16 protein-coding genes are annotated in these 16,975 nt (G+C 66.2%); 12 read left to right on the top strand and 4 right to left on the bottom strand.

Features of this window, described 5'->3' with window-relative positions:
• Positions 1 to 154 precede the first annotated feature (154 nt).
• The 3 genes from LOC57_RS10420 to nrdR all read left to right on the top strand — a co-directional run bounded on the left by LOC57_RS10420 (position 155) and on the right by nrdR (position 3,384).
• Complete coding sequence (locus LOC57_RS10420; RefSeq protein ID WP_229959550.1) at positions 155 to 1,336, top strand: ROK family transcriptional regulator; 1,182 nt, start codon at positions 155 to 157, stop codon at positions 1,334 to 1,336.
• Between the two features lie 55 nt (positions 1,337 to 1,391).
• A complete protein-coding gene (hisD, locus tag LOC57_RS10415; protein ID WP_442860716.1) occupies positions 1,392 to 2,750 on the top strand; it encodes a histidinol dehydrogenase in 1,359 nt (452 codons plus the stop codon).
• Between the two features lie 133 nt (positions 2,751 to 2,883).
• Positions 2,884 to 3,384, top strand: a complete 501-nt coding sequence (gene nrdR / locus LOC57_RS10410) for a transcriptional regulator NrdR (RefSeq protein ID WP_227910871.1) — start codon at positions 2,884 to 2,886, stop codon at positions 3,382 to 3,384.
• Positions 3,385 to 3,499: 115 nt separating this feature from the next.
• Here nrdR and ppgK read toward each other — a convergent pair whose 3' ends face one another.
• Both ppgK and map read right to left on the bottom strand, forming a co-directional pair.
• Positions 3,500 to 4,303 carry a polyphosphate--glucose phosphotransferase gene (gene ppgK / locus LOC57_RS10405; RefSeq protein WP_227910872.1) on the bottom strand — a complete coding sequence of 268 codons (804 nt, stop codon included), beginning with the start codon at positions 4,301 to 4,303 and terminating at the stop codon, positions 3,500 to 3,502.
• A 36-nt stretch (positions 4,304 to 4,339) separates the two neighbouring features.
• Complete coding sequence (gene map, locus LOC57_RS10400) at positions 4,340 to 5,218, bottom strand: type I methionyl aminopeptidase (RefSeq protein ID WP_229959546.1); 879 nt, start codon at positions 5,216 to 5,218, stop codon at positions 4,340 to 4,342.
• 69 nt (positions 5,219 to 5,287) lie between these two features.
• Between map and LOC57_RS10395 the strand changes: the two genes are divergently transcribed.
• The gene (locus LOC57_RS10395; protein ID WP_227926574.1) at positions 5,288 to 5,452 is read left to right on the top strand and encodes an SPOR domain-containing protein; all 165 of its coding nucleotides are present in this window, start codon (positions 5,288 to 5,290) and stop codon (positions 5,450 to 5,452) included.
• On the opposite strand, the gene panB is transcribed toward LOC57_RS10395, so the two are convergent.
• Positions 5,453 to 6,319: a 3-methyl-2-oxobutanoate hydroxymethyltransferase gene (gene panB / locus LOC57_RS10390; RefSeq protein ID WP_229959538.1), complete on the bottom strand. Its 867-nt coding sequence runs from the start codon at positions 6,317 to 6,319 to the stop codon at positions 5,453 to 5,455.
• Between the two features lie 162 nt (positions 6,320 to 6,481).
• Between panB and LOC57_RS10385 the strand changes: the two genes are divergently transcribed.
• From LOC57_RS10385 to LOC57_RS10355, 7 genes are all read left to right on the top strand, one after another.
• Positions 6,482 to 7,822 carry a glutamine synthetase family protein gene (locus LOC57_RS10385; RefSeq protein WP_229959535.1) on the top strand — a complete coding sequence of 447 codons (1,341 nt, stop codon included), beginning with the start codon at positions 6,482 to 6,484 and terminating at the stop codon, positions 7,820 to 7,822.
• A 20-nt stretch (positions 7,823 to 7,842) separates the two neighbouring features.
• Positions 7,843 to 10,857 carry a bifunctional [glutamine synthetase] adenylyltransferase/[glutamine synthetase]-adenylyl-L-tyrosine phosphorylase gene (locus LOC57_RS10380; RefSeq protein WP_229959533.1) on the top strand — a complete coding sequence of 1,005 codons (3,015 nt, stop codon included), beginning with the start codon at positions 7,843 to 7,845 and terminating at the stop codon, positions 10,855 to 10,857.
• A 110-nt stretch (positions 10,858 to 10,967) separates the two neighbouring features.
• Complete coding sequence (locus LOC57_RS10375) at positions 10,968 to 12,428, top strand: amino acid ABC transporter substrate-binding protein/permease (protein WP_229959531.1); 1,461 nt, start codon at positions 10,968 to 10,970, stop codon at positions 12,426 to 12,428.
• Entirely contained in the window at positions 12,425 to 13,153 is a 729-nt protein-coding gene (locus tag LOC57_RS10370; RefSeq protein WP_227910879.1) for an amino acid ABC transporter ATP-binding protein, read from the top strand. The genes LOC57_RS10375 and LOC57_RS10370 overlap by 4 nt, the downstream gene beginning before the upstream one ends.
• Before the next feature lie 57 nt (positions 13,154 to 13,210).
• Positions 13,211 to 13,900: an NUDIX hydrolase gene (locus LOC57_RS10365; protein ID WP_227910880.1), complete on the top strand. Its 690-nt coding sequence runs from the start codon at positions 13,211 to 13,213 to the stop codon at positions 13,898 to 13,900.
• Between the two features lie 68 nt (positions 13,901 to 13,968).
• Entirely contained in the window at positions 13,969 to 14,376 is a 408-nt protein-coding gene (locus tag LOC57_RS10360; RefSeq protein WP_229959529.1) for an SdpI family protein, read from the top strand.
• Positions 14,377 to 14,385: 9 nt separating this feature from the next.
• Positions 14,386 to 15,399: an ATP-dependent DNA ligase gene (locus LOC57_RS10355; protein WP_227910882.1), complete on the top strand. Its 1,014-nt coding sequence runs from the start codon at positions 14,386 to 14,388 to the stop codon at positions 15,397 to 15,399.
• 24 nt (positions 15,400 to 15,423) lie between these two features.
• Here LOC57_RS10355 and LOC57_RS10350 read toward each other — a convergent pair whose 3' ends face one another.
• A complete protein-coding gene (locus LOC57_RS10350; protein WP_229959527.1) occupies positions 15,424 to 16,320 on the bottom strand; it encodes an alpha/beta hydrolase fold domain-containing protein in 897 nt (298 codons plus the stop codon).
• Between the two features lie 93 nt (positions 16,321 to 16,413).
• Here LOC57_RS10350 and LOC57_RS10345 point away from each other — a divergent pair, with 93 nt between their 5' ends.
• Complete coding sequence (locus LOC57_RS10345; protein ID WP_227926567.1) at positions 16,414 to 16,965, top strand: dihydrofolate reductase family protein; 552 nt, start codon at positions 16,414 to 16,416, stop codon at positions 16,963 to 16,965.
• Positions 16,966 to 16,975: the final 10 nt, after the last annotated feature.

The raw sequence follows: 16,975 nt of genomic DNA, 5'->3' as shown, positions 1-16,975 counted from the left end.
CGGCGCCGTGTTCTGTCGTTGGTGTGACTCACCACACACTATCCGAGGTTTTCCAAAAATAAACCTAAGCAGTAAAAGTTTCACAGATATTTCGATTAACTTTCTATAAAGTTGGACTAAGTTGAGAGGGAGCTATCGAAGAGATTGGGAAAACATGGCTGAACGATTGAGCGGAAATGCTGCTGGCCCCTCCCGCACTGTGGACCTGATCGGACTTATCCGAACGGGCCGCGCGGGATCCCGCGCGGAACTGGCAAAAGCCACGGGACTCTCTCCCTCCACGGTGGCAACGCGGATCGACGCTTTGATCGCGCGGGGGCACGTTGCAGAGGTTGGCGAGGGGGAATCACGCGGCGGACGCCGCCCGCGGCGCCTGGAAATCAGGGCGGATGCCGGGCTGGTGGGTTGTATTGACCTTGGCGTTGACCGCACCTCGTTCGGGGTGGCCGATTTCGCTGGTAATCTCCTCGCTGAACACCATGCGGCCCTCGATCTTGCAGCTGGTCCGGAGATTATCCTGACTTCCGCAACGGCCCGGCTCAAAGACATGGTCGAGCAGGCCGAGGCAACGGGATCCGGCCGGCTAAGGGGTGTTTCGGTGGGAGTGCCCGGACCGGTGTCGAGCGCTGATTCCCGCATTGTTGCCCCGTCCCGCATGCCCGGCTGGAACGGAACGAACGCAGCGGAGATTATTCAGCGGGAGCTGGGGGTGCCCGTCATCGTTAATAACGACGCCAATCTCATGGCTGCCGGGGAACTGCTCAACGGCACTGACCCGGTCACCTATCCGCACCAGATTTTCGTCAAAGCCGGCACCGGTATCGGCTGCGGGATCATTGCCGGCGGTGAACTGTACAAGGGCAGTAACGGGTGGGCAGGGGACATCAGCCATGCGGCGGTGCAGGGTGCTCCTGCGGTGCCTTGCTCCTGCGGCCGGACGGGATGCCTGGACGTGCTCGCTTCCGGCACCGCGCTTGTCCGCGAGATGCAGCTGCAGGGCCATGATGTACAGACGGTGGAGGCGATGATCGACCTCGCCCGCGACGCCCATCCCGCTGCAACCGGACTGCTGCGCGGCGCCGGAGTGATGACCGGCGGTGTCCTCGCAACCAGCATTAATTTCTTTAATCCGAACCGGCTGGTCCTTGGCGGCGTCTTGGCGGGTTCAGCGGTTTTCGTTGCCGCGGTGCGCTCGACCCTCTACTCGGATTGTCCGCCCATGGCCACTGCGGAACTTGTTGTGGAGGTCGCCCGGCATCCCCAAACCGGTGGCCTGCGCGGCGCCGCCCGCTTGATGCTTGATGACATCTTCTCCGGGGAGGAGTTCCGGGCCTGACGCCCGGCGACGCACAGCGGAACTGGTAGGGGCCCCGGAGGCTTGGCTGGGTAGAATGAAATGCGTGAATCCAACCAGTCCCGAAGCAGCCTTTGACTCCTTCCGCACCATCGACCTGCGCGGCCGGCACCTGCGCCCCGCGGAGCTCAAGGGTGCCATGCCGCGTGCCGAAACGACGTTCGACGCCGCGTCCGACGCCGTCTCAGCCATCATCACCGACGTCCGTACCCGCGGATTCGCCGCGCTGACGGAACTGGCAGAGCGTTTCGACGGCGTTCAGCAGCACACGGTGCGGGTGCCCGAAACCGCGCTGGACTCAGCGCTGGAGCAGCTGGACCCGGCGGTCCGTACGGCACTGGAAACGGCCATTGAGCGGACCCGGATTTTCGCTGCCGCCCAGCGTCCTGCCGACGCCGAAGTGGAAATCCGCCCCGGTGCCCTCCTGGCCCACAAATGGGTGCCGGTCTCCCGGGTGGGACTGTATGTTCCGGGCGGGCTTGCGGTGTATCCCTCCTCGGTAATCATGAACGTTGTGCCGGCGCAGGCCGCAGGAGTTTCCTCCCTGGCACTGGCCTCGCCGCCGCAGAAGGAATTCGGCGGGCTGCCGCACCCCACCATCCTCGCTGCGGCCAAGCTGCTGGGCATCACCGAGGTCTATGCCGTGGGCGGCGCCCAGGCCATTGCCGCCTTCGCCTACGGGGTGCGGGAGGATGAAAATAATGCCGCCATCCTGCCGGTGGATGTGGTTACCGGCCCGGGCAACGTCTTTGTGGCCACCGCCAAGCGGCTGGTCAAGGGCGTAGTGGGAATCGACTCCGAAGCGGGACCCACGGAAATCATGGTTCTCGCCGACGAAACCGCTGACCCGCGGCTCGTGGCCGCCGACCTGATCAGCCAGGCCGAACACGATCCCAATGCCGGGTCGGTCCTCGTCACGGCGTCCGAATCCCTCGCTGAAAAGGTCCGGGCTGAACTGGACGCCCAGGTCCGGGCCACCAAGCACAGCGACCGTGTGCGCACGGCCCTGTCCGGCCCCCAGTCCGGCGTTATCCTCGTGGACGGGCTGGAGCAGGGCATTGCGGTATGTGACGCCTACGCTGCCGAACACCTGGAAATCCAGACGGCCGATGCCGAAGCCGTGGCTGGCCGAATCCGCAGTGCCGGTGCCATCTTCGTGGGCAACTACAGTCCCGTGAGCCTGGGTGACTACTGCGCCGGGTCCAATCACGTGCTGCCCACCGGCGGCACCGCAGCCTTTTCCTCGGGGCTGAACGTCACCACCTTTATGCGCGCCATCCAGATGATCAACTACGACCGTGAGGCGCTGCAGGAAGTCAGCGGTGACATTGTTGCCCTTTCCATCGCCGAGGATCTGCCGGCGCACGGGGACGCGGTTACGGTCCGTTTCGAATAACCGCTAACCCTTCGGGATACCCGCAACATGTAGTAGGAGCACCTACTACATGTTGTGGTCCTCCACTTGGTGCTCAGGCAAAGTGCGCCCTATAGTGGGAGCACCATAAGGCGCCTTCCCGAAAGGACGGGACATGTACTGTCCGTTTTGCCGCAACGCCGACTCCCGCGTCGTGGACAGCCGCCTGGCCGACGACGGGTCGGCCATCCGCCGCCGGCGGCAGTGCCCGCAGTGCGGCCGCCGTTTCTCCACGGTGGAAACCACCAGCCTCAGCGTGATCAAGCGTTCCGGCGTAGCCGAACCCTTCAGCCGCAGCAAGGTCATCAACGGCGTGCGCAAAGCCTGCCAGGGCCGTCCGGTCAGCGAGGATGACCTGGCCATGCTGGCCCAGGAAGTGGAGGAATCCATCCGGGCCAGCGGTGTGGCTGAAATCGACGCGAACGGCGTGGGGCTGGCCATCCTCACCCCGCTGCAGAAACTGGACCAGGTGGCGTACCTGCGCTTTGCCAGCGTCTACCAGTCCTTCGACTCGCTGGAAGACTTCGAGACGGCCATTGAAAAACTACGGGCCGAAGCGCAGCAAAACCGCGGGCGGGTCCCGTCCGGCGCGCAGCGCCCGCTGGGCGCCCAGTAGGTCCCGGGCCGGATCCGGCCAGGGGACCCAATAGCTTTAGATGCGCAAAAGCGGCGGAAGGGAGAATCCCTTCCGCCGCTTTTGCGCGCCGTTTTTGTGCGGTGCTGCCGTCCGGCTACTTAATGTACTTGAAGTGCAGGGCCGCCTGCAGGGCGCCGCCCACAATGCCGGCGTTGTTCTTCAGGTTGGCGGTGACCAGCGGGGTGCGCAGGTCCAGCATCGGCAGGAAGTCCTCGCTGCGCTTGGAGATGCCGCCGCCGATCACGAACAGGTCGGGGGAGAAGAGGAACTCCACGTGGGAGAAGTAGCGCTGCAGCCGCTTGGAGTATTCTTCCCAGCTGATGCCGTCCCGTTCGCGGGCGGACGCGGAAGCCTTCGTCTCGGCGTCGTGGCCGTCAATCTCCAGGTGGCCCAGTTCCGCATTGGGGACCAGCACGCCCTTGTAGATCAGCGCCGAGCCGATACCGGTGCCCAGGGTGATCACCAGTACGGTGCCGTCCACTTCGCGGCCGGCACCGTAACGTGCCTCGGCGAGGCCGGCGGCGTCGGCGTCGTTCATGACCTGGACATCGCGCCCGAGCGCCTTGGTCAGCAGCGCGTCGACGTCGGTGTCCACCCAGCTCTTGTCGACGTTGGCCGCGGAGCGGGCGATGCCGTGGGAGATGATGGCCGGGAACGTAACGCCCACCGGAACATCGGGGCCCGGTCCCTCCGGGCGGGAGGAGAGCTCGGCGACGATCTGCCCCACAACCCCGGCTACGGCTTCGGGGGTGGCCGGCTGCGGGGTGGGAATGCGGTAGCGTTCGCCAATCAGCTTGCCCTTGGACAGGTCGACAATGCCGCCCTTGATGCCGGTACCGCCGATATCAATTCCGATGACGGCGTCGACGTGCTTGTCGGACTTATGCTTCTTGGCCATGGTTCTCCAGTAGTAGTTCTGAGCTCGGTCTGCGGATTAGGGAAGGGTCAGAACTTCGGCGCCGTCCTCAGTCACGAGCAGGGTGTGCTCGAACTGCGCCGTACGCTTGCGATCCTTGGTCGTAACTGTCCAGTTGTCATCCCACATGTCCCACTCAATGGTTCCGAGCGTGAGCATTGGTTCAATGGTAAACACCATTCCCGGCTCAATCAGCCTGCTGTACGCCGGTGCGGCGTCGTAGTGCGGGATGATCAGGCCGGTGTGGAAGGCTTCGCCGACGCCGTGGCCGGTGAAATCACGGACCACGCCGTAGCCGAAACGCTTGGCATAGGACTCGATGGTACGGCCGATGACATTGATTTCCCGTCCCGGCGCAACGGCCTTGATGGCCCGGCGCAGCGATTCCTGCGTGCGCTCCACCAGCAGGCGGGATTCCTCGTCCACGTCGCCCACCAGGAAGGTCCAGTTCGTGTCGCCGTGCACGCCGTCCATGTACGCGGTGATGTCGATGTTGATGATGTCGCCGTCGGACAGTTCCGTGGTGTCCGGGATGCCGTGGCAGATGACCTCGTTGATGGAGGAGCACAGCGACTTCGGGAACCCGCGGTAACCCAGCGTGGAGGGGTAGGCATGGTGGTCCAGGAGGAATTCGTGCCCCACCCGGTCCAGCTCGTCAGTGGTGACGCCGGGGGCAATGTGCTTGCCGACCTCCACAATGGCCTGCGCCGCCACCTTGGAGGCAATCCGGATCTTCTCGATGGTCTCGGCTGACTTGACCTCGGAACCGGTGAAGGGGGCGGGTGCTTCCTTGTCCACGTATTCGGGACGCGGGATTGACGCGGGAACGCGCAGCCGGGGGCTCACGCTCCCGGGCGACAGGTGTCCAACGGGTGCTGCGGCAAGTTTTTGGGGCATACCATCGATCTTATCGCCAGCGGCTGCGGCCGGGGGACGAGCACACACCAAGCAACAGGAGGACAGCTGATGGCCGATTACTGGTTCAACGTCGTAACGCACGAGGTGGAGGAAGGCCCGCAGTCGGACTGGACGAAGCTGCTGGGGCCCTACCCTACCCGCGAAGAGGCCGAACTGGCGCTCCAGAAGGTCCAGGCCCGGAACAAGGCCTGGGACGCGGACGAGGACAACTAGCTAGAAGCTGTGCTCCGGGCCGGGGAAGGAACCGCTGCGTACTTCGTCGGCGTATTCCTTCGCCGCCCGGGACAGCTCGCTGCGCAGGTCGGCAAAGGCCTTGACGAACCGCGGCTGCTTTCCGCCGCGCAGCCCGGCCATGTCCTGCCAGACCAGCACCTGCCCGGTGGTGGCATTGCCCGCCCCGATGCCGATGGTCGGCACGCGCACCGCGGCGTCGACCTCGGCGCCCACATCGGCGGGCACCATCTCCATCAGCACGCAGAACGCGCCGGCCTCTGCCAGGGCCACGGCGTCCTGCACGACGGCGGCACGGGCTTCTCCGCGTCCCTGCACCTTGTAGCCGCCCAGGGCATGCTCGGCCTGCGGCGTGAAGCCGACATGGGCCATCACGGGGATGCCGGCGGCGGTCATGGCGCGCACATGGTCAACGTAGTGCCGGCCGCCTTCCATCTTGACGGCGTGCACCAGCCCCTCCTTCATCAGCCGCACGGAGGACTCGATGGCCTGTGCGGGGGAGACTTCGTAGGAGCCGAAAGGCAGGTCGCAGACCACCAGGGAGTGCTTGGCGCCGGCGGTGACGGAGCGGGCGAAAACAATCATCTCGTCCATGGTGATGGGCAGGGTGGTGGCGTGTCCCATCACGTTGTTCGCAGCGGAGTCGCCCACCAGCAGGACTTCGATGCCGGCTTCATCGAAGATGCCTGCGGCGTACTGGTCATAGGCGGTCAGCATGGCGAACCGGCCGCCGTTGTCCTTGAGCTGCTGCAGGTGGGAGATGCGGATCTTCTTCAGCGGCGGTGCCGCGGGAGCTGAAGGGTCCGCGGGTGCGGCGGCGTACGGGGAAGTCTGTTCGGCACTGGTCATTACTTGAGCCTACTAAAGAACGGCCGCCGCGAACCGGCCCGCGGTATCCGCCCGGCGTAACGCAACGGCCGCATACGCACCGCTGCGGCCCAAACCGCGCGCACGTAGGTAGAGTGAAGAAAGTTTCACATGCCCCTGAGCAGGTACAGAAAGAAGGTAAGGATGAACCGCCAGCAGGAATTCGTTCTGCGCACCATTGAAGAGCGCGATGTCCGGTTTGTGCGGTTGTGGTTTACCGACGTCGTGGGCTCGCTGAAGTCCGTGGCGCTGGCACCTGCGGAAGTGGAAGGCGCCTTCGAGGAAGGCCTGGGCTTCGACGGCTCCTCGATCGAGGGCCTGGCACGCATCTTCGAGTCCGACATGCTGGCCCAGCCGGACCCTTCCACCTTCCAGATCCTGCCCTGGCGCGGCGACGAGGAGCAGACGTCGCGGATGTTCTGCGACATCCTGACGCCGGACGGCCAGCCCTCCGCCGCGGATCCGCGCAACGTCCTGAAGCGCCAGCTCGCCAAGGCCGCCGACATGGGCTTCACCTGCTACACCCATCCGGAAATCGAGTTCTACCTGCTCAAGTCGGACCAGCTGGATGAAAACGGCGAGCCGGTTCCCGTGGACCGGGCCGGCTACTTCGACCACGTGCCCGGCGGCGTTGCCCAGGACTTCCGCCGCACCGCTGTGTCCATGCTCGAAGCCGTGGGCATCTCGGTGGAATTCAGCCACCACGAAGCCGGCCCCGGCCAGAATGAGATCGACCTGCGCTACGCCGATGCCCTGCAGACCGCGGACAACATCATGACCTTCCGCACGGTCGTCAAGGAAGTGGCGCTGATGACCGACTGCTACGCCAGCTTCATGCCCAAGCCCTTCTCGCACCACCCGGGCTCCGGCATGCACACGCACTTCTCGCTCTTCGAAGGCGATTCCAACGCCTTCTTCGAAGCCGGCGCCGAGTTCCAGCTGTCCAAGACTGCCCGCCAGTTCATGGCCGGTATCCTGCGCCATGCTCCGGAATTCACTGCGGTCACCAACCAGTTCGTAAATTCCTACAAGCGGCTCTGGGGCGGCGGGGAAGCACCCAGCTACCTTTCCTGGGGCCACAACAACCGCTCGGCGCTGCTGCGCGTGCCCCTCTACAAGCCGAACAAGGGGCAGTCCGCCCGCATCGAATACCGCGGCATCGACTCCGCCGCCAACCCGTACCTGTCCTACGCCGTGCTGCTTGGTGCCGGCCTGAAGGGCATCGAAGAGGGCTACGAGCTGCCGCCGGGCGCCGAAGACGACATTGAGAGCCTGAGCGCCACGGAACGGCGCGCCATGGGCCACGACCCGCTGCCGGCGTCGCTGCATGATGCCGTGCGCGTTATGGAGGAATCCGAACTGGTGGCGGACATTCTCGGCGAGCAGGTCTTCGAGAATTTCCTGCGCAACAAGCGGGCGGACTGGAACGAGTACCGCCAGCACGTGACCCGGTTCGAGTTGCAGAAAAACCTGGGCATCCTTTAGGCGAAGGCACGGTACTACCCATGAGTCTGTCCCGGCGGATGATCGCCACGGGGTTCCACGACCTGGAGAAGAGCACCCGTTTCCTGGCCGCGCCCGAACTTGCCCCGGTGGATGAGGACGCACTGTTTGCCGGGTTCAACTTCTCGGCGGATCCGGACCTGGCACTGCAGTCGCTGGTGCGGCTGATCGGCCGTGCACCGGAACTGGTGGACCTGGTCAACGCCGGTGCCGAAGAGAGCGAAGCGCTGTTCCGCCTGCTCGGCGCGTCCGAGGCCCTGGCGGAGTTCCTGATGCGCCATCCCGGTGACGTCGGGGTGCTGCAGCGCCAGCTGCGTGCCGAGCCCGGCAGTACCGACGGGGCGGCGCTGCGCGCCTCGCTGCTGGACGCCGTACACGCCGGCAGCAGAGCAGCCCCCGTGGCCGGGGTTACGGGCGCCGATGCCTACGTGGAGCTGCGCGCCCGGTACCGCCGGCACGTGCTGGACCTGGCCGTCCGCGACCTCGGGGCGGCGTCGCCCACGGACTACCTCCCGGCGGCCGGCCGCGAACTGGCCGACCTCGCCGGTGCGGCACTGGAAGCTGCCTTAGCTGTCTCCCGCGCGGAACTTGCGGCCAGCTACCCGGCCGAGGATATTGCTGCCGTAAAGCTGGCGGTGATCGGCATGGGCAAAGCGGGAGCACGGGAGCTGAACTACATCTCCGACGTGGACGTGATCTACGTGATCGACGGCGACGGGTTGGACGAGCAGCGCGCCTCGGCCATCGGCACGGCACTGGCCGCCGGCATCTCCCGGGCCATCAATGCCTCCGCACCTGAGCCGCCGCTCTGGGAAGTGGACACGAACCTGCGGCCCGAGGGCAAGGACGGGCCCCTGGTCCGAACCCTGGATTCGCACTTGAACTACTACCAGCGGTGGGCGCACAGCTGGGAGTTCCAGGCCCTGCTGAAGGCGCGTGCCATGGCCGGGGATGCGGAGTTGGGACGCCGCTATGAGGAAGCGGTTGCACCCCTGATCTGGAGCAGCTCCGAACGGGACGGGTTTGTGGAATCGGTCCAGGCCATGCGCCGCCGGGTCACCCAGAACATTCCAGCCCACGAGGAGTCCCGGCAGCTGAAGCTGGGCAGCGGCGGGCTGCGCGACGTCGAATTCACCGTCCAGCTGCTGCAGTTGGTGCACGGACGCGTCGACGAGTCGCTGCGGGTGCGCGGTACTACGGCGGCGATTGCCGCCCTGAGCGACGCCGGGTACATCGGCCGCACCGACGCCCGGGCACTGGACGAGTCCTACCGCTACCTGCGGGTACTCGAACACCGGATCCAGATGGTGCATATGCGCCGCACGCACCTGATGCCCGAAAGCGACACCGCCCTGCGCGCCCTGGCGAAGGCCAGCGCCGGATCGCTGACTGCAGAGCGCCCCAGCGCAGACCGCCTGCGTGAGCAGTGGATGCGCACCAAACGGCTGGTCCGGCAGCTGCATGAGAGCATCTTCTACCGTCCGCTGCTGAGCACCGCAGCGAACCTCAGCGCCGATGAGGTCCGGCTAAGCCCCGAAGCCGCGCAGGCCCGCCTGGCCGCGCTCGGATATGCCGATCCCCGCGGAGCCATGCGCCACATTGAAGCCCTGACCGTGGGGGTAAGCCGCCGCGCAGCCCTCCAGCGGCAGCTGCTGCCGGTGCTGCTGGCCTGGCTGGCCGACGGCGTGGATCCCGACGCCGGGCTGCTGGGGTTCCGGCGGCTCAGCGAGAACCTGGGGGACACCCACTGGTACCTGGGCATGCTGCGGGACTCCTCGGCGGCGGGGGAGCGGTTGTGCTCCATCCTGTCCTCCAGCCGGTTCATCACGGACCTGCTGGAAGTTTCCCCCGAGGCCACCGCCTGGCTCGGCTCCGACAAGGACCTGGTCCCCGTCCCCTTCGCCACGCAGTGGCAGGAAATCCAGTCCAAAATGTCCCGCCATCCCCGGCCGGCGGAGGCCATGCGGCTGATCCGGCTGATCCGCCGCCGGGAAATGCTGCGCATTGCGGTGGCCGACAGCGCCGGACTGCTCAGCCAGCAGGAGGTGGGACAGGCGCTGGCCGACGCCGACCGGGCTGCTGTCCTCGGCGCCCTAAACGTTGCGGAGGGGGAAGTCTTCGGCAGCAGCGGCAAACTTACGGACATGCTGGTGGTGGCAATGGGCCGGCAGGGCGGCCGCGAAATCGGCTACGGCTCGGATGCGGACGTCATGTACGTGCACCGGCCCCTGGCCGGGGCTGATCCGGCGGCGGCGCAGGCCCAGGCCGAAAAAATCGTGTCCTCCATTTCGACCTTCCTGCAGCAGCCCTGCACCCCGGCCATCCTGGCCGAACGCACCCTGGTGCTGGATGCCGGGCTGCGGCCCGAAGGGCGGCAGGGTCCGCTGGTGCGCAGCCTGGAATCCTACCGCGGCTACTACGAGCGGTGGTCCCTGGCCTGGGAAGCGCAGGCCCTGCTGCGGGCCCGTCCGATGGCCGGCAGCGACGCCCTCGCCGAAGATTTCATGGCGCTGATTGACCCGGTGCGCTACCCCGGCGAGGTTACCGACAAGGATGTGCGCGAGATCCGGCGCATCAAGGCCCGGGTGGAGGCGGAACGGCTGCCCCGCGGCGCCGACCCCTCCCGGCAGCTCAAGCTGGGCCGGGGCGGGCTGAGCGACGTGGAGTGGCTGGTACAGCTGCTGCAGCTCCAGCACGCCCACCGGATCCCGGAACTGCGCGTCACGGCGACCATACCGGCACTGGACGCGATCGAGGCCGCCAAGCTGCTTCCTGCTGCCGACGTCGAGACGCTGCGGCACGCCTGGCTGCTCGCCAGCCGGATCCGAAGCGCAAACGTTATCCGGGGCGGCCGCAACGCCGATGTCCTGCCCTCGTCCCGCCGGGAACTGGATGCCGTGGCCCGCTGGTGCGGCTACGGCGCAGGTCAGGGCGGGGTCCTGGAGGAGGATTACCTGCGCGACACCCGGCATGCGCGGGCCGTTTTCGAACGGTATTTCTACGGCTACGGGACGTAGCTCACGTTTCTACGGGCCGTTCCGGTTCGTTGCATTGCCACTGCTCTAGGTAGTCTCTATGGGGGCATTTGCGGCGCCAGCCGCAGTGAAAGAGCTAGGAGACGTTAACTTTGCTTAGTGGCAAACGGGCCTTTAAGGGCCCGGCTAAACTGGCCGTACCGCTGACCGCATTCCTCGCAACCCTGGCTTTGCTGCTGGGTGTACCTGCGGCCGGGGCTTTCGCAGCGGACGGCGTGGAGGATAAATCCTTCATCGTCGGCACCGACACCACCTTCGCGCCGTTCGAGTTCCGCCAGGACGGCGAACTCGTGGGCATCGACATGGACCTTATGAACGCCATCGCCGAGGAAGAGGGTTTCGGCGTCGAAATCCAGTCCCTGGGCTTTGACGCTGCACTGCAGTCGCTGCAGTCCAACCAGGTGGACGGCGTCATTGCGGGCATGTCCATCACCGACGAACGCCGCAAGGTCTTCGACTTCTCGGACCCGTATTTTGAGTCCGGCATCCAGATGGCCGTTGCCGAGAACAATGATGACGTCAAGGGCTATGAGGATCTGCGCGGCAAGCGTGTTGCCGTCAAGACCGGCACCGAGGGCCAGACGTTCGCAGAGTCCATTAAGGGCGAATACGGCTTCGAAGTGGTTGCCTTTGCGCAGTCCGCGCAGATGTACGACGACGTCAAAGCCGGCGGTTCCGTTGCCGTGTTCGATGACTACCCGGTGCTTGCCTACGGCGTGAAGTCCGGCAACGGGCTGAAAACCGTCACGGAGAAGGAAGCCGGCAGCTCCTACGGCTTTGCCGTTAACAAGGGCACCAACGCCGAACTCCTTGCGGCCTTCAACGAGGGCCTCGCCGAGCTGAAGGCGAGCGGGGAGTACCAGGAAATCCTGGACACCTATCTTGAGGCAGGCGCCGCGGATTCCAGCTTCTGGGCCCTGGTCACGGACAACGCTCCGGCCTTCGCCAAGGGGCTGGGCCTGACCCTGCTGGCCACCGCACTGTCCCTGTTCTTCGCGCTGATCCTGGGTGTCTTTTTCGGCTTCCTGAAGGTCGGCAACTACAAGGTCCTGCGCGGCATCGCCACCATCTACGTGAGCATCTTCCGAGGCACTCCCGTTCTGGTCCAGGCGTTCTTCTTCTACTTCGGCCTGCCGCAGATCATCGACCGTCCCGTGGATGTCCTGACTGCCGGCGTGTTGACACTGAGCCTGAACGCCGGTGCCTACATGACGGAGATTGTGCGTGGCGGCATCCAGTCCGTGGACCCGGGCCAGATGGAAGCGGCCCGCAGCCTGGGGCTGGGCTACGTGAAGACCATGCAGAAGGTCATCATTCCGCAGGCCATCAAGATCATGACGCCGTCCTTCATCAACCAGTTCGTCATCACGCTGAAGGACACGTCGCTGCTGGCCGTCATCGGCTTCGCGGAGTTGACCTACCAGGGCCAGCAGGTTTACGCCGTGAACTTCCGCACCGCGGAGGTCCTCCTCATTGTGGCTGCGCTGTACTTCATCGTCATTACGGCGCTGACCAAGCTGGCTGACGTCGTGGATAAGAGGTTTAACAAGTGAGCAAGATCGAAACCATCGGGCTGCGGAAGTCCTACGGCTCCAACGAGGTGCTCAAGGGCCTGGACGTGGCTGTGGCCGAGGGCGAAGTAGTATGCGTCATCGGTCCCTCCGGCTCCGGCAAGTCCACGTTCCTGCGCTGCCTGAACAAGCTGGAAGACATCACCGGCGGCACGGTCTCGGTCAACGGCGTCAACCTGACCGATCCGAAGGTGGACCTGAACTCGGTCCGCCAGCACATCGGCATGGTTTTCCAGCACTTCAACCTGTTCCCGCACATGACCGTGCTGGAAAACATCATGCTGGCCCCGGTGCAGCTGAAGAAGGCATCCAAGGCCGAGGTCCGCAAGACCGCCCTTGCCCTGCTGGACCGGGTGGGCCTGGCAGACAAGGCCAACGCCCGCCCCGCACAGCTTTCCGGCGGCCAGAAGCAGCGCGTGGCCATTGCCCGTGCGCTGGCCATGAAGCCGGACATCATGCTCTTCGACGAGGCCACCTCGGCCCTTGACCCGGAGATGGTGGGCGAGGTGCTGCAGGTTATCCGTGACCTGGCCAAGCAGGGCATGACCATGGTGGTGGTCACCCACGAAATGGGCTTTGCCCGCGAAGTGGCGGACCGCGTGATCTTTATGGCCGACGGGCACATCGTGGAGGAAAACGTCCCCGACCAGCTCTTCGGCAGCCCGCAGGCACCCCGCCTGCAGGACTTCCTGGCAAAGGTGCTCTAGCCCGAGCCCAGCTGTGCCCGCAGTGGCCGCCTGCCGTTGTTCGTTATGCTTCTGGGCATGACTGAACTGACCGGTACGGCGGCCACTGTCGTTTTGCTGCGGGACTCCGGCGCCGGGCCCGAGGTGCTCCTGCTGGAGCGCCCGACGGCGGGTTCCTTCGGCGGCGCCTGGGTCTTTCCCGGCGGCCGGGTGGACCCCGGGGACCGTCGCAGCGGTGAACCCGAAGCCGCGGCCGCCCGTCGGGCCGGGACCCGCGAGACCGGTGAAGAGACCGGCCTGCTGCTGCATCCGGAAGACCTGGTGCCGTTGTCATGCTGGTATCCGCCGGAGAACATCCCTCGCCGGTACCAGACCTGGTTTTTCGCGGTAAAGGCACCAGCAGGCGATATCCGGCTCAACCCGGGAGAGCTGCTGAACCATTTGTGGCTCGCCCCCGCTGAAGCCTTGGACCGGCACCGCAACGGCCTGATGCAGCTGGTACCGCCCACATGGGTCACCCTGTACGGCCTGCAGCAGGACAGCGGCGCCGATGCCGCCCTGGCCCGCATCTCCGCCGCGGAACCGGAAACCTTCCGGACCCGCCCGCTTGCCGGGTACGGCACAGTCAAGGTGGTCGGCTGGGAAGGGGACGCAGAGTACGACGGCGCGGCGTCCCCGGTGGATGGAACGTCGGCAGTGCCGGGATCACCGGCGCCCCGGCACCGCCTGGTGATGGACGGGACGAACTGGCGGTACGAACGCAGTTAGCTGCACCGGGGAGGGCCGGCGGCGGGTGTTGTTCCGTGGGCATGCGTTCCGGCGGGTACACTCCCTGCATGGGGTTTACCGGGGTTTTGATGATTGGATGCGGTGCTGTGCTTTCGTGGGCGGCTGAGGCCACCGCCAGGGGCCGGATGGGGATCAACTCCCTGGTTGGCATCCGGGTGGGTTACGTGACCGCTTCCGATGCGGCGTGGCTCGCCGGCCACCGTGCAGCCCGGGTCCCGACCCATGCGGCGGCCGCTGTTTTCGCCCTACTTGGCGTGTTCGCGCTTGTCTTCCGCGGCTCGGAAGACGTGGCCGGTTTTGCGGTGATCGCCGGATCAGCGGCGGTACTGGGGCTGGTCCTGTGGGCCGCGGTTCGAGCCAACCGGGCCGCTTACCGGGTTGTGGCTCAGGAACGGGCGGTCCCGGGCGTTCCGGTCCCGCACGGTAGCAAGCCAGGGCAGTCTGCCCCTGAGTAGGGCCGGATCGTGACGCCGGAACCGTTGCGTGCATCCGTCCCTGAAGGCGGCTACGAGCTCGCGCTGGCCCGGCCGGTGGACCGGCTCCCCGGTCCCGGTGCGCTGCCGGGCGGATGCCTGTATGAACCCAAATGGGACGGTTTCCGGGTTGCCGTCATAGTCACCGGCGCCGGTGCGCGGGTTCAGTCGCGCAACGGGAAGGACCTCACCGCAGTGTTTGCGGAGCTGGCCGCCGCCGCGGCGGACCAGGTGCCGCCCGGGTACGTGCTGGACGGCGAAGCCGTGGTCTTTTCCGGCGACCGGCTGGACTTTGATGCCCTGCAGAAACGCCTGGTGGCAGGACGGGAAATCGCCGCCCTGGTACGTGCAAAACCGGCGTCGTTGGCAGTGTTTGACCTGCTGGCCGTAGACGGACAGGACATCCGGAGCATACCCCTGCGGGACCGCCGCGCGCTGCTGACGGAACTGGCCCGGAGTTGGCAGGCCCCGCTGAACCTTTCGCCGGTAACATCCGATCCGGACACGGCTGAGCAGTGGCTGCGGGACCTGCCTGCCACGGGCGTCGAGGGCCTGGTGATCAAGGGGGCCGGGCAGGCCTACGCGGGCGGGCAGCGTCAGTGGCTGAAGCTGCGGCACCGGGACACCGTGGAGGTCCTCTGCGGGGCGGTCACCGGTTCGCTGGCACGTCCGCAGGAGGTGGTGGCCGGGCTGGTCATTGACGGCGAACTGCGGATAGTCGGGCGCAGCGCCCCGTTGAAGCCTGCTGCTGCCCGGATGCTGGCCGCACACCTGAACGCTTCCGGCGACGGCCACCCCTGGCCGGAATTGATCAAGTCCGCTGCCATGGACCGGTTCAACGCTGGAGCGGAGCCCACCCGGATCATCCGCGTGGAGCCTGTGGTGGTTGAGGTGTCGGCGGACACCGCGTTTACGGGGACCTCGTTCCGGCATGCATTGCGCTTCCTGCGTCCGCGTCCGGACATGGATCCCGGGGACATTGAGCTGCCTGCCGCGCTGCGCTGAGGGGGGGCCGGCACCGGTGCCGGATCAGGCTTCTTCCAGAAACCCCAGAACCTGTTTCCGCGCCTTCCTGCCCTCGGGGACGGGCAGAAGCGGATAGACGTGGACGCCGCCGTCGGCCACCCGCAGGGACACTTGGCCGCCTGCAGCCCGCATGCGGGTTTCCAGCTTGCGGATGTCGGGGTACGGCAGGTCCCGGGTCCCGGCAAACAGCAGGGTGGGCGGCAGCCCGGCAAGGCCGCCGTAGAGCGGGCTGACGCGCGGATCCGTCAGCGGGGTTCCTGATGCCCAGGCGCGGGCGGACACACGGAGCCCGGTGCGGCTGAGCCACGGATCATGCTTTTCCACCTCGTCCAGTTCCGGGTTCTCCATCGCCAGATCCACCCAGGGGGACAGCAGGACCATGCGGCCCGGGGCCGGCAGTGACAGGGCCGGCAGCTGCTGGGCGAAGGCCAAAGCCAGTCCGCCGCCGGCCGAATCGCCCGCCAAAGCCACCCGCTCCGGCGGGATGTCGGCCAGGATCGATTGGTAGAGCGATGCCAGCAGCGCAGTCGTGTCCCGGTGGCTGTACCGGGGCGCCAGGCCATACAAGGGGACTTCAACGCGGTGGCCGGCGGCGGCCAGCCCGGCGATAAAGCGCCAGTGCCAGCCGGTGATGGGGCTGGTGTAGGCGCCCCCGTGCAGATACATCACCGCGGAGGCGGAGGCGGAGGCAGGGCGCGGGTCGCGGGGCTGCACGCTGTAACAGGTGAAGCCGTTGACGGTGCGTTCGTCCACCCGGAAACCGCGCCGGAGCCGGCGGGGCGGAGGCGACGGGCGCTTGGGCGCTGTGAGCCGTTTCTCCGCCCGCCCCGCGGTTGCCGTCAGGGGTTTCCGGGTCAGCCGCAGGTATGGCGTCAACAGCCTCAGCGGCATACTAGCCATCGAACACCCCTTCACCCCGCTTGGAACAAGACACAAACCTGCCGGAAGACTACACGGTTGACACGCACCACCTGAGCCCGGAACGTTGCTGCCATGCGCAAAGTGACCTCGTCCCTGTTCAGCTCCGTTGACGGCGTGGTGGAATCACCCAATCTCTGGCAGTTCGACCACTTCGATGAGGACATGGGCCCGGCCATGGAAGCCGCTTTGGCCGATATGGACACGGTGCTGATGGGCCGCAAAACCTACGAGCAGTGGGCCAGCTACTGGCCGGACCCCGCCCATGATGACGAGTTCGGAGACTTCATCAACCCGGTCCGGAAATACGTGGCGTCCCGGACCCTGGACGGACCGCTGGAATGGGAAAACTCCTCGCTCATCGAGGGCGGGCTGGAAGACTTCGTCACAGCCCTGCGCGGGAGCGAAGGCGGCACCATCGGCATCCAGGGCAGCATCTCCGTGGTCCGGCAACTGCTCTTCGCGGGGCTGTTGGACGAACTGACCCTAATGGTCCACCCCGTCGTCGCCGGCGGAGGTGAGCGGCTCTTCCGGCCGGAAGACCCCACTACCCGGCTTGAACTGAAAAGCTCCCGGATCACGTCCTCCGGCAATGCCCTGCTCACGTACGCACGGCGTGCGGACTGACCAGCGTGCG

This window comes from Arthrobacter sp. zg-Y750 (genome assembly GCF_020907365.1).
Taxonomy (GTDB): Bacteria; Actinomycetota; Actinomycetes; order Actinomycetales; family Micrococcaceae; genus Arthrobacter_B.
Note: the sequence above shows the minus strand (reverse complement) of the source record. Positions and strands in the feature narration are given on the sequence as shown.

Coding starts and splice junctions, on each gene's coding strand:
- LOC57_RS10360 (WP_229959529.1), top strand. CDS start 13,969: ATGGGGTTTACCGGGGTTTTGATGATTGGATGCGGTGCTGTGCTTTCG.
- LOC57_RS10345 (WP_227926567.1), top strand. CDS start 16,414: ATGCGCAAAGTGACCTCGTCCCTGTTCAGCTCCGTTGACGGCGTGGTG.
- ppgK (WP_227910872.1), bottom strand. CDS start 4,303: ATGGCCAAGAAGCATAAGTCCGACAAGCACGTCGACGCCGTCATCGGA.
- LOC57_RS10350 (WP_229959527.1), bottom strand. CDS start 16,320: ATGGCTAGTATGCCGCTGAGGCTGTTGACGCCATACCTGCGGCTGACC.
- LOC57_RS10380 (WP_229959533.1), top strand. CDS start 7,843: ATGAGTCTGTCCCGGCGGATGATCGCCACGGGGTTCCACGACCTGGAG.
- LOC57_RS10365 (WP_227910880.1), top strand. CDS start 13,211: ATGACTGAACTGACCGGTACGGCGGCCACTGTCGTTTTGCTGCGGGAC.
- panB (WP_229959538.1), bottom strand. CDS start 6,319: ATGACCAGTGCCGAACAGACTTCCCCGTACGCCGCCGCACCCGCGGAC.
- map (WP_229959546.1), bottom strand. CDS start 5,218: ATGCCCCAAAAACTTGCCGCAGCACCCGTTGGACACCTGTCGCCCGGG.
- nrdR (WP_227910871.1), top strand. CDS start 2,884: ATGTACTGTCCGTTTTGCCGCAACGCCGACTCCCGCGTCGTGGACAGC.
- LOC57_RS10385 (WP_229959535.1), top strand. CDS start 6,482: ATGAACCGCCAGCAGGAATTCGTTCTGCGCACCATTGAAGAGCGCGAT.
- hisD (WP_442860716.1), top strand. CDS start 1,392: ATGAAATGCGTGAATCCAACCAGTCCCGAAGCAGCCTTTGACTCCTTC.
- LOC57_RS10420 (WP_229959550.1), top strand. CDS start 155: ATGGCTGAACGATTGAGCGGAAATGCTGCTGGCCCCTCCCGCACTGTG.
- LOC57_RS10395 (WP_227926574.1), top strand. CDS start 5,288: ATGGCCGATTACTGGTTCAACGTCGTAACGCACGAGGTGGAGGAAGGC.